Consider the following 11,182-nt stretch of genomic DNA (forward strand, 5'->3'; position numbering starts at 1 on the left):
CACTTCCTCGACCGGCATAGGGTCGGTCAAGGAAGAGCGATCGAGGAGACGAGGATGACGTTGCACTGGGTGCCCGCGACCGGCCGCGCCGACCTGCTGGCCGATCCGGTGGCGTTCGCCGTGCCGGGCGTCGAGGGCGCCGAGGTGGCGGAGATCGACCCCGACCTGGCCGACACGGCCGCGTTCTGCGAGCGCTACGGCGTACGGCTCGACGAGTCGGCCAACTGCGTGGTCGTGGCCGCCAGGCGCGGCGGCGAGACGCGTTACGCCGCCTGCATGGTGCTCGCGACGATGCGCGTCGACGTCAACGGCGTGGTGCGCAGACACCTCGACGCCCGCAAGGCGAGCTTCGCGCCGATGGCCGACGCGGTCGAGCTGACCGGCATGGAGTACGGCGGCATCACCCCGCTCGGGCTGCCCGGCGACTGGCCCGTCCTGGTCGACATGCACGTCGCCGAACATCCCAGAGTGGTGATCGGCAGCGGCCTGCGCAGGTCGAAGCTCGCCGTGCCGGGCGCCGCGCTGGCCGGGCTGAAGGGCGCCGAGGTCCTGTCCCTGACGACCTGAAGGCCCCGAAGCCGAACTGAAGCCAATTCGAGACCGTTGGATGGGAAACCGATGAGGCCGTATCGGACGTTGTACGAGTGGGAATGTGGCCTCATGGTTCATCTCGTGGGCGGGGATTAAGCCGGTATGGTGCTTCATGCCATGAACGATGACCGACTAGGCCCTTACCGGCTGCTCAGGCGGCTCGGTGAAGGCGGGATGGGCGTTGTCCACCTCGCTGTCGACCCCCAGGGGCGACAGGTGGCGGTCAAGGTCCTGCGCGGAGAGGTCGCCGGTGACGAGGTCGCCAGGCGACGGCTTTCGCGTGAGGTCGAGACCATGCGCCGGGTCCGCAGCAAATTCATCGCAGAAGTGGTCGATGCGGATGTAACCGGTCATCGTCCCTACATCGTCACGCGTTACGTGCCCGGCCGTCCTCTCGACGAGATCGTCAAGGACGACGGGCCGCTCGACCTGCCCGCGCTGGTCCGGCTCGCCCATGGGGTGGCCTCCGCGCTGGCCGTCGTCCACTCCGTCGGCGTGATCCACCGCGACCTCAAGCCGGGCAACGTGCTGATCCTCGACGGCGAGCCCGTCCTGATCGACTTCGGCATCGCCCAGGCGGTCGACGCGACCAGGCTGACCCAGACCGGCATGTTCATCGGCACGCCCGGCTACCTCGCGCCCGAGATCATCGAGGGCCAGGAGGCCGGCCCCGAGGTCGACATCCACGCCTGGGCGGGCACGCTGCTCTACGCCGCCACCGGCCAGCCGCCCTTCGGCAAGGGCACGCTGGAGATGATCTTCTACAACATCACCGCCGGCAAGGCCGACATCAGCGGCGTGCCGGCCGAGCTGCAGCCGCTGCTCAAGGCGGGCTTCCAGCGCAACCCGGCCAAGCGTCCCAAGGCCGCCGACCTGGCCGAGCAGACGGCCCGGATGTTGCCGAGGCCGCCGCACGGCGTGCCCGACGAGATCTCCACCGTCCCCCGGCCCGACGCGCCCGACGACTACCCGACCAGGCGGCCGCCGTTCGTGGGGGAGAAGCCGTCCTACGACGTCTCCACGCCGCCGATGACGCCGCGCCGGCTGATCGACGGCCAGGAGCAGCCGGTCGCGCCGCCCGCCGACCCGCACTTCGTCTCGCTGCTGCCCAACCAGGCGGCCGGGCTGCCCAACCAGGCGGCTCCGCTGCCCGGCGCCGGGCTGCCTGGCGCCGTGCTGCCCGACCAGGGCGCGGCGCCGGCGGACCAGGGCGCGGGCGACCCGTGGCCGACCCGCCGGGTCTCGCCGGAGGAGCTGCGCCAGATCCAGCGGGAGGCCGGGCCCAGCCAGCCCTGGCCGCAGCAGCAGCCCCCGCTCCACCCCCAGCCGCAGTCACAGCCCCAGCCGCTGCCCCAGTCGCAGTCGCTGCCGCAGGTCAACCCGCACGAGGCCGACGTGCCCACCCGGCGGGTGCGCCCGGACTCGGCGGAGTTCGGCCGGCTCAGCTCCGGCCCCCAGCCGGTCGACCACGGCCGGCTCGGGTCCGGCGCGCAGCCGGTCGACCACGGCCGGTTCGCCTCCGGCCAGGAAGCGGCCAACTACGGCCCGGTGCCCGTGCAGCCGCCGCCCTACATCCCGGCGCAGCAGCAGTACCCGCCGCAAGACCCGCAGGCCGCTCGCGAGCCGTACCACCAGGGCGGGCGTCCGGCGCAGCCGCTGCAGCGCTCGAAGGCGTACGGGGTGGCGAGCGCCATGCTGCTCATCCTCATGATCGTGGCGGCGGTGACGGCCCCCGTCCTGGTGGCGGTGGTGGCGATCCCGATCGCCGTGCTGCTGCGCGCCGCCGACCTCGCCCAGCCGGCGCTCAGCGGGCGCAGGCCCGCCGGGTCCGCCGCCCTCGACGTGCTCAGGGTCTTCGCCCAGCCGCAGGCGCTGGCCAAGTCCGTGGGCATCACGGTCGCGCTCGTCCTGTACGCCCTGATCCTCGGCCTGCCGGTGACGCTGCTGCTCAGCGTGGTGGTCAGGATGAACTCGGCCAACGCCCTCGCGTGGGGGGCCGCGGTCGCGCTCTGGACCCTCTGCGCGGGGCCGGGCGTCGAGGGCCCGGGGCGGCAGATGCGCAGAACGCTCTCATCGCTCGTACCCTCTAGAACAGCGGCCATGGCGATGGCGGGAGTCCTGGCGGCGGGCGCCGCGCTCTCGCTGATCCTCGCCTACGGCACGTTCGGGGACACGCCAAGGGGGAGTGTATGGAGTCCACTGGACGTCACACCCGTGACAGAGCAACTCAGCAGCCTGAAGGGCGGCGGCTGAGCCGAGGAAGGTGGCGATGAGCATCCAAGCGCCGGAACGCCTCGGCCCCTACCGCATCGTCAGGAAGATCGGCGAGGGCGGCATGGGGGTCGTCCACCTGGGTCTCGACGGCGAGGGCCGCGAGGTCGCCATCAAGGTGCTCCACCCGCACGTGGCCGCCGACCTCAAGGCCCGCGACCGGCTCACCCGCGAGGTCGAGACCATGCGCCGGGTGCGCAGCCCGTACGTCGCCGAGGTCATCGACGCCGAGCTGGTGGGGGGCCAGCCCTACGTCGTGACCCGCTTCGCCCCGGGACGCACGCTGGAGGAGACCGTGCTGACCGAGGGCGCCCTGGAGGCGCGGCAGGTCATCAGGCTGGCCCAGGGGCTGTGCCAGGCGCTGGTCGCCATCCACGCGGCCGACGTGATCCACCGCGACTTCAAGCCGTCCAACGTCATGCTGGTCGACGGCGAGCCGCTGGTCATCGACTTCGGCATCGCCCACCTGGTGAACGCGACCCGGCTGACCCAGACCGGCATGTTCGTCGGCACGCCCGGCTACCTGGCGCCCGAGATCATCCGCGACTCCGACATCACCCAGGCGGCCGACGTGCACGCGCTGGCCTCGACGGTGTTCTTCGCCGCCACGGGCGCGCCGCCGTTCGGCACCGGGACGTTCGAGGCGGTCTGCTTCAACATCATGGAGGGGCGGGCCCAGCTCGACCGGGCGCCCGCGTGGCTGCGCGGCTGGTTGTCGCGCGCGCTGCGGGTCGATCCCGCCGCCCGGCCGGGCGCGCAGGAGCTGCTGCGGATGGCCAGGGAGCTCGACCCGTCGGTGACGACGTTCAACGAGATCGAGGGCCCGACCGGCACCAAGCGCATCGGCAGCGGCACGCGCGCCATGGACACGTTCTCCGACCTGCTGCCGCCGGTCGAGTACCGCAAGGCCGCGCCGCCGCCCCCGCCGCCGCCCGCGCGGCGGGAGGAGCGGCCGCCGCCCTACGTGCCCGCGCCGACCTCGGCGCGCCCGGTGCCGCGCACCGACCAGCGGGTGGCCGGCTACCCGGCGCCGCCGCCGCAACCGCGCCCCTACACGCCGCCGCCCCAGCCGCGCGGCCACGTGCCGCCGGCGGAGCGGAAGAGGTACCTGTTCGGCGCCCAGGTGACCGGGTTGCTGCTGCTGGTCACGCTGGTGGCGCTGACCGTCATGATGCCCGTCGTCATGGGGGCGGTGGCCGTCGCGCTCGCGGTGGTGCTGCGCGTGGGCGAGTACCTCTTCGGCGACATGGTCAAGCGGCGCCAGATCCGCGGCAGCAGCTCGGCCGACCCGCTGCTCGCGCTGGTCGGCACGCCGTGGGCGCTGGTCAAGGCCGCGCTGGTGACGCTGGTGCACGTGCCGCTCGCGCTGCTGTTCGGCGCGTGCGTGTGGGGGGCGCTCCACTGGGCCGGCGGCATGGGCACCAACCAGGCCGCCGCCTTCGCGGCCGGCGCGTTCGCCGGGGGCCTGTTCGTGCTGCCGGGCGGCGGCGCGCCGCGCAAGGCCGTGACCCGGACGCTCACCGGCGTGCTGCGCAGCCCCGGAGCCGCGCTGGTCGCGGTCGTCGCGGTGGGCACGGCGGCGCTGTTCGCGGCGATGTTCGCGCTCGGCCAGGACCCGGTCTGGACGCCCTGGCGGGCCCCGCAGAGCGTGATCGACGACCTGGCGAGCGACGCCAGGCAGAGCACCATCGGGCTGATCACCGGCCTGATCGAAAGTCTGCTCGACGGGCTGGGGTTGGGCTTCCTGACTCCGTGGTCGTGAGTGTCCCCCTCGGCCCGGCGGGGGAGAGATGAGGTATGAGCGAGCGCCTCGGCCCTTATGAGCTTCTCTCCAGGCTCGGCGCGGGCGGCTTCGGCGAGGTCCATCTGGCGCTCGACGTCCAGGGGCGCACGGTCGCGGTCAAGGTGCTGCATCCGCACGTCGCGGCCGACGCCCTCGCGCTGGGCAGGCTCGACCGCGAGGTGGAGACGATGCGCCGGGTCGGCGGGCCGCACGTCGCCGAGGTGCTCGACGCCTCGCTGGAGGGCCCCAGACCGTACCTGGTGACCCGTTACGTCCAGGGCCGCCCGCTCAGCGCCGTGCCGGTGCCCGTCGCCGAGCTGGGCCCCCTGGCCTCGGGGCTGGCCGACGCGCTGCTGGCCATGCACGAGTCCGGGGTGGTCCACCGCGACCTCAAGCCGGCCAACGTGATGATGAGCGAGGACGGCCCGGTCGTCATCGACTTCGGCATCGCCAGCGCGCTCGACTCGTTGTCGGTCACCGCGTCGGGCGCCGTGGTCGGCACGCCCGGCTACCTGGCGCCGGAGATCCTCGAAGGCGGCAGCGCGGGCGTCGAGGCCGACGTGTTCTCCTTCGGCGCGACGCTCGCCTACGCCGCGACCGGGCGGCAGCCGTACGGGCAGGGGCCGGCCTCGGCGGTGGCCTACCGGGTCGTGCACCACCCGCCCGACCTGGAGGGCGTGCCTGACTGGCTGGCGCCGCTGTTACGCGAGTGCCTGTCCACCGACCCCGCCGCGCGGCCCACGGCCGCGCAGGTCTGCGCCCGGCTGGGCGTCGCCCCCGTCCCGCACGTACGGCAGACCGGCCCCCGTCCCTCGGCCCCGGTGGCGCGTCCCCGACCGGCCGACGACATGAGCACGAGAGAGTGGCGGCCGGGCGACGGCCGTCGCAGGCCGGTCGAGGAGTCCAGGGCGCGGCACCGGGAGAAGGTGCGCAGGCGGTGGCTGATCGGCTCGGGCCTGTTCGTGTCGCTGCTGGCGGCGGCGGCCCGCGAGCCGCTGCCCGAGGTGGCGCTGTTCCTGCTGGCCGCCTACGTGCTGGCGGTGGTGAGCGACGCGGGGGTGGCGCTGCTCTCGCGCGGGCCGTACCGGCGCGGCCGGATGGTGGCCGACCTGGTGAGCGTGGCGGGGGCGGTGGGGCTGTGCTTCGGGCTCGCCGCGGTGTTCAGCACGTTCACCCTGGCCCTGTTCGCGGGTACGGCCCTGGTGGTGGGCATCGTGTTCCTGTTGTCCGCCTGATTTCCCTCGGGGGGCGATCGGAACGTACCGAATAAAGTTCGGTATGGTGGGAAGGGTAGGGGCTTGACGCGGGAACCGCCGGTTTGCGCGTAAGCTACCCACGGGTAACATGACCGCGGGAGCCAGGGCACGACTCTGACCCACCCCGTGTCAGGAGCCCGTCGGGAACCTGGCAGTCTGGTCAGCATTGCATTCGGCGCCTATCGCAGCGACGCGGTGGGCGCACGCGAACACGGGAGGTCGGCCACCGGCCATGAACATCGTCGTCTGCGTGAAGCAGGTCCCCGATACGGCGACCGAGCGCAAGCTGCGGTCCGATGACAACACGCTCGATCGTGACGCCGTCGACGGCGTGGTCAACGAGCTTGACGAGTACGCGGTCGAGGAGGCGCTGAAGCTCAAGGAGGCGCATGGTGGCGAGGTCACCGTGCTCACCATGGGCCCGGGCAAGGCCACCGAGACCATCCGCAAGGCCCTGGCGATGGGCGCCGACAAGGCGGTCCACCTGAGCGACGACGCGCTGCACGGCTCCGACGCGCTGTCCACCTCGTACGCGATGGCCCAGGTGCTCAAGAAGATCGGGTTCGACCTGGTCGTCCTGGGCTCGGAGTCGACCGACGCCCGCACCGGCGTGCTGGCCGCGATGCTGGCCGAGCGCCTGGGCACGGCCCAGCTCACCCTGGCCAACAAGGTCGAGATCGAGGGCTCCTCGATCAGCGTCCAGCGCATCACCGACTACGGCTTCGACAAGGTCCAGGCCTCGCTGCCGGCCGTCGTGTCCGTGGTCGAGAAGATCAACGAGCCGCGTTACCCGTCCTTCAAGGGCATCATGGCGGCCAAGAAGAAGCCGGTCGAGACGCTGGCCATCGCCGACGCCGAGATCGACGCCGCCCAGGTCGGCCTGGGCGCGGCCTGGTCCGAGGTGGTCGACTTCGCCGCCGCGCCGCCGCGCGCCGCCGGCACGATCGTCAAGGACGAGGGCGACGGAGGCTCGAAGGCCGCCGACTTCCTCGCCTCCAAGAAGTTCATCTGAGAACGGGGGTTTTACTGATATGTCGGAGATTCTCGTTCTCGTGGAGCAGGTCGACGGCGAGGTCAAGAAGGTCACGCTCGAACTGCTGACCCTGGCCCGCTCGCTCGGCACGCCCGCCGCCGTCTGGGCCGGCCCCGGCCTCGGCGACGCCGCCAAGGCCAAGCTGGCCGAGTACGGCGCCGAGACGATCTACAACGCCGGCTCCGCCGACATCGTCGACCACGTGGTGGCGCCCAAGGCCGAGCTGCTGGCCCAGCTCGTCGCCGAGAAGTCGCCCGCCGCGGTGCTCGTGGCCGCCACGGCCGAGGGCAAGGAGGTCGCCGGTCGGCTGGCCGTCAAGACCGACTCCGGCGTCATCACCGACGCCGTGGGCCTGTCCGAGGGCTTCGTGGCCGACCAGTCGATCTTCGGTGGCGGCGTCAACGTGCACTCCAAGGTGCGCAAAGGCACCCCGATCGTCGCCGTACGCCCGAACTCGACGGCCCCGCAGGCCGCCGCGGGCGCCGGCGCCGTCGAGGAGGTGTCGGTCGCGCTGAGCGAGGCGGCCAAGGCCGCCCGCATCGTCGAGCGCGTCAAGCAGGAGAAGGGCGCCAGGCCCGAGCTGACCGAGGCCGCGATCGTGGTCTCCGGCGGCCGGGGCGTGGGCTCCGCCGAGAACTTCTCCGTCATCGAGGGCCTGGCCGACACGCTGGGCGCGGCCGTCGGCGCCTCGCGCGCCGCCACGGACGCCGGCTGGTACCCCCACCAGTTCCAGGTGGGCCAGACGGGCAAGACGGTCTCGCCGCAGCTCTACATCGCGGCCGGGATCTCCGGCGCCATCCAGCACAGGGCCGGCATGCAGACCGCGAAGACCATCGTCGCGATCAACAAGGACCCCGAGGCGCCGATCTTCGAGCTCGCCGACTACGGGGTCGTGGGTGACCTGCACCAGGTCGTCCCGCAGCTCACCGAAGAGATCAGCAAGCGCAAGTAGCGTCAGGGATCACCGGCGCGCTCAGCGCCGGTCGGAGGCGGCGCCGCACGACGTGCGGCGCCGCCTCCGCCGTCTCAGGCGGACGCGGCGGGCGCGGTCCGGGCGCCGGCCGCCTTCAGCGCCCATCCGGCCAGGACGCCTGCCAGCAGGGCGAAGCCGTGCAGGTCCAGCAGTGCGCACAGGACGACGGCGGCCGCCGCGGCGACCGCGGGGAACAGCGGGGCGGGGACCCGGTCGCGCTGCGCCACGAGCTGGAAGCCGGCCCCGGCCAGGACGACCATGAGCACCACGCCGACCGTCCCGGACGCCGACAGGGTCCAGGCGCCCGACAGGACCGCGTAGAACGCGCCCAGCGAGCGTTCCAGGGGGCCGGCGGCGGCCACGGCGAGGCCGCCGGCCAGGCCGCAGAGGGCGACCGAGTTGCCGGCGCCGGGGTCGTTCATGAGGTAGCCGGCGGCCTCGCCCGCGACCGCGCCCGCGGCGTACAGCAGGAGCCAGCGCCCGGGGCCGAGCGCGCGCTCGGCGACGTAGCCGAGCACCGCGAGGAACGCCAGGTTGAACAGGGTGCCGAACACGCCGCCGTCCTGGACGACGAGCGCCGTCCCCAGCCGCCACCATTCGCCGCCGGAGATCGCGGCCGGATCGCGCATCCACCCCGCCTCCAGCCCCGGGACGGCGAACTGCAGCAGGCTCGGAACCGCCGTGCCGACGAGGACGACGGCGGTGACATATGGCTTGAACACCGCCTAAGCCTCGCACGCCCTCCACGAATCGGACATGGATGGATGTACGAGGCTTGGCATGACAAATGTCCTACGCGGCGACCTTCACCGGCTCCCGCACCGGAACGGCTGCGAACACCGGCGCCTCCCGTCTGGGCAGGAACCGCGACGCCACGGCGATCAGCACGCCCAGGAGGACCGCGATGCCGAGCGCGCCGCGCAGCGAGGTGGCGTCCGACAGGAAGCCGATCACCACCGGGCCGAGCAGCAGGCCCGCGTAGCCCATGGCGCCCGCCTGGGCGATGGCCGGTCCGGGTGCGTCGGTCGCGGTGCCCGCCAGGGACAGCGTCAGCGGCGCGATCGTCGCCACGCCGAGCCCGACGAAGAACATCGCCAGCACCGCCACCAGCGCCGCCGGAGCCATCAGCACGACCGTGAAGAACCCGGCCGTGGCCACGCCGGACACGCCCAGCATGCCGCGCACCCCGAACCGGGAGCGCAGCCGGTCACCGGTGAGCCTGGCCAGCAGCATGCCGGCCTCGAACACCGGGTAGCCGAGCGCGGCCAGCGCCTCGGGCGCGCCGAGCTCATTGCGCATGTACAGGCCGTTCCAGTCGGCGACCACGCCCTCGACCATGAAGGCGAAGAACATGATCGCGCCGAGCAGGTAGACGATCGCCGGCATGCGGTGCCGGGCCGTGCGCGCCGCCTCCGTCGCCGGGGCCTCCGGCAGGTACGTACGGCCGATCAGCAGCGCGACCGGCAGCGAGACCAGGGCGACCAGCGCCAGGTTGGCGGTGAACGACAGGCCGGCGGCGATCGACAGGCTGCCCAGCGCGCCCGCCGAGATGGCGCCCACGCACCAGCCGGCGTGCATGCCGTTCATCAGCGGGCGGCCGTACGCCTGCTCGACGGTGGAGCCCTGGGCGTTCATGGCGACGTCCACGGTGCCGAAGGCCATGCCGAAGAACGTGGCGGCCACGATCAGGAGGGGCAGGTTCGGGGCGAAGGCGACGGCCAGCAGGCCGACCGCGGTGAGTGGGGCGCCGATCCGCAGAACCGCCCTGCTGCCCGCGCGGGCCATGATCCGTCGCATGGACTGCATGGTCACGAGGGCCCCGAGGCCCCATGCGAGGAGCACCGCGCCGACCGTGGACTCGGACAGGCCGAGTTTGTCGGTCAGGGCGGGGATGCGCACGGTCATCGTGCCCACCATCAGGCCGCCGAGGACGAAGGTGAGGATCGCCCCGTAGCGGGCCGTCCTCAGGTCGCGGGTCATAAGGCACACCTCTCAGAAACTCGTTATTTCGCCACAAATCAGGCGCTCCCGTAGGGGAGCGCCCAGGAAAACCGGGGGGATGAACACTCGAAGGGACAGAACCACCAACCGCCACGCGTCCGGCCCGCGTGCCCGGCTGTGCGGGGGCAGGGCGACTCAAGCTGTTGATGGGCTGCTGGACGGGCCGAGGTAGCCGACCGGCCTCGGCCCTTGGGTGGGTTGAGGCGGTCGGGGCCCTTGGGCGGGCCGAGGCGCGGTTGAGGGCGCGGTTGGGTGTCGAGCGGGTGGTGTCGGTGCAGCGGGTGGCCGGGCGGCGCCGGTCGGGGTCAGCTCGTGCTGCTCGGTGAGCGACCCGGGCGCTCGATCGTGGCCCGCGTCATGACCGGACGGCCGGCCCTGCCGGGCTGACGGCCAGGCCGGTCGGCTCTCGCCGCTCGGCCGCCGCCCGCGCCCTCCGGCCTACCGTCTGCCTGACGGGGGCCTGCGCGTCCGGCCTGCCCAGCCCGTACGGACCGGTCTGACGGGGACGGCGGGCGCCGCCGGGGCGCTCGGTCTGGACGGGAAGCGGGCGAAGACCGCGGGACAGGGGTCGTGGGAGCACGGGATCGTCATCGCGAGACCGCCCTCCCATCCGTTCCGGTCCAGCACAGGAACCGCGGAGCACCGCGGAAAGCTCCGTGATCGAAGCTCCGACACCTGAACCACGAGTGACCCCGGCACATTCCCGGGGCCATGGTGACTCCCGACACACCGGAGCCAGCCGGTTCAGCCGGGTTTGAGCAGCGCTCTCAGCCGGGCTTCGAGGGCACGCAGGTCCGCCTCCGAGTTGAGCTGCGGGTCATGGCTGGCCACGTCCCACAACCCTTCGCACGCCAGCCGCACGATCTGCGCGGCCAGCGGGTCGGGCTCGTCGCCCAGCCCCTCCCGGTGCCATCGCGACATCGCCTCTCGCAGCGGCGCGAGCAGGAAGAGGTTCCCCGACGCGCCCGTCACGACCGCCCATCGTCGCAGCCGCCCCGAGCGCACGGCGATCAGCGTGGCGCCGAGGTACCGCTCGGTGTACGTGCCGTCCGGCTGCGCGGCCATCAGGTCGTCGAACTCTTCGATCAGCCGTTCGACCATGCCCTTGATCAGGGCCTCTTTGGTGCCGAAGTGGTAAAGAAGACCGCCTTTGCTCACCCCGGCCCGGTCGGCCACGGCGGACAGCGTCAGCGCGGCCGACCCCTGGTCGCACAGGAGGTCTTCCGCCGCGTCCAACAGCTCGTCCCTTCGCATGCCTCAACTGTACCGTCCGG

The 11,182-nt window shown here is 72.8% G+C and carries 9 protein-coding genes; 6 read left to right on the top strand and 3 right to left on the bottom strand.

The features are described 5' to 3' along the window. Positions 1 to 54 precede the first annotated feature (54 nt). From ACIBK9_RS42165 to ACIBK9_RS42190, 6 genes are all read left to right on the top strand, one after another. Positions 55 to 567 (top strand): YbaK/EbsC family protein, encoded by a 513-nt coding sequence (locus tag ACIBK9_RS42165; RefSeq protein ID WP_397164526.1) that lies wholly within the window; start codon positions 55 to 57, stop codon positions 565 to 567. A gap of 198 nt (positions 568 to 765) precedes the next feature. Continuing rightward, on the top strand, positions 766 to 2,844 hold the full coding sequence (locus ACIBK9_RS42170) for a serine/threonine-protein kinase (protein ID WP_397164712.1): 2,079 nt from the start codon (positions 766 to 768) through the stop codon (positions 2,842 to 2,844). Positions 2,845 to 2,860: 16 nt separating this feature from the next. After that, positions 2,861 to 4,624 carry a serine/threonine-protein kinase gene (locus ACIBK9_RS42175; protein ID WP_397164527.1) on the top strand — a complete coding sequence of 588 codons (1,764 nt, stop codon included), beginning with the start codon at positions 2,861 to 2,863 and terminating at the stop codon, positions 4,622 to 4,624. A gap of 35 nt (positions 4,625 to 4,659) precedes the next feature. Further along, complete coding sequence (locus ACIBK9_RS42180; RefSeq protein WP_397164529.1) at positions 4,660 to 5,880, top strand: serine/threonine-protein kinase; 1,221 nt, start codon at positions 4,660 to 4,662, stop codon at positions 5,878 to 5,880. Positions 5,881 to 6,133: 253 nt separating this feature from the next. Next, on the top strand, positions 6,134 to 6,913 hold the full coding sequence (locus tag ACIBK9_RS42185) for an electron transfer flavoprotein subunit beta/FixA family protein (RefSeq protein WP_352329623.1): 780 nt from the start codon (positions 6,134 to 6,136) through the stop codon (positions 6,911 to 6,913). Positions 6,914 to 6,932: 19 nt separating this feature from the next. Next, a complete protein-coding gene (locus ACIBK9_RS42190; RefSeq protein ID WP_397164531.1) occupies positions 6,933 to 7,886 on the top strand; it encodes an electron transfer flavoprotein subunit alpha/FixB family protein in 954 nt (317 codons plus the stop codon). Between the two features lie 74 nt (positions 7,887 to 7,960). Here ACIBK9_RS42190 and ACIBK9_RS42195 read toward each other — a convergent pair whose 3' ends face one another. From ACIBK9_RS42195 to ACIBK9_RS42205, 3 genes are all read right to left on the bottom strand, one after another. Continuing rightward, positions 7,961 to 8,629 carry a rhomboid family intramembrane serine protease gene (locus ACIBK9_RS42195; protein WP_397164533.1) on the bottom strand — a complete coding sequence of 223 codons (669 nt, stop codon included), beginning with the start codon at positions 8,627 to 8,629 and terminating at the stop codon, positions 7,961 to 7,963. A gap of 70 nt (positions 8,630 to 8,699) precedes the next feature. After that, on the bottom strand, positions 8,700 to 9,887 hold the full coding sequence (locus ACIBK9_RS42200; RefSeq protein ID WP_387671105.1) for an MFS transporter: 1,188 nt from the start codon (positions 9,885 to 9,887) through the stop codon (positions 8,700 to 8,702). A gap of 765 nt (positions 9,888 to 10,652) precedes the next feature. Further along, the gene (locus ACIBK9_RS42205) at positions 10,653 to 11,162 is read right to left on the bottom strand and encodes a TetR/AcrR family transcriptional regulator (protein ID WP_352318933.1); all 510 of its coding nucleotides are present in this window, start codon (positions 11,160 to 11,162) and stop codon (positions 10,653 to 10,655) included. Between the last annotated feature and the right edge of the window lie 20 nt (positions 11,163 to 11,182).

This window comes from Nonomuraea sp. NPDC050227, from assembly GCF_044459705.1.
Lineage (GTDB): Bacteria > Actinomycetota > Actinomycetes > Streptosporangiales > Streptosporangiaceae > Nonomuraea.

Excerpts from the sequence above, each read along its gene's own strand:
- ACIBK9_RS42165 (WP_397164526.1), top strand. The coding sequence starts at position 55 with ATGACGTTGCACTGGGTGCCCGCGACCGGCCGCGCCGACCTGCTGGCC.
- ACIBK9_RS42170 (WP_397164712.1), top strand. The coding sequence starts at position 766 with ATGGGCGTTGTCCACCTCGCTGTCGACCCCCAGGGGCGACAGGTGGCG.
- ACIBK9_RS42175 (WP_397164527.1), top strand. The coding sequence starts at position 2,861 with ATGAGCATCCAAGCGCCGGAACGCCTCGGCCCCTACCGCATCGTCAGG.
- ACIBK9_RS42180 (WP_397164529.1), top strand. The coding sequence starts at position 4,660 with ATGAGCGAGCGCCTCGGCCCTTATGAGCTTCTCTCCAGGCTCGGCGCG.
- ACIBK9_RS42185 (WP_352329623.1), top strand. The coding sequence starts at position 6,134 with ATGAACATCGTCGTCTGCGTGAAGCAGGTCCCCGATACGGCGACCGAG.
- ACIBK9_RS42190 (WP_397164531.1), top strand. The coding sequence starts at position 6,933 with ATGTCGGAGATTCTCGTTCTCGTGGAGCAGGTCGACGGCGAGGTCAAG.
- ACIBK9_RS42200 (WP_387671105.1), bottom strand. The coding sequence starts at position 9,887 with ATGACCCGCGACCTGAGGACGGCCCGCTACGGGGCGATCCTCACCTTC.
- ACIBK9_RS42205 (WP_352318933.1), bottom strand. The coding sequence starts at position 11,162 with ATGCGAAGGGACGAGCTGTTGGACGCGGCGGAAGACCTCCTGTGCGAC.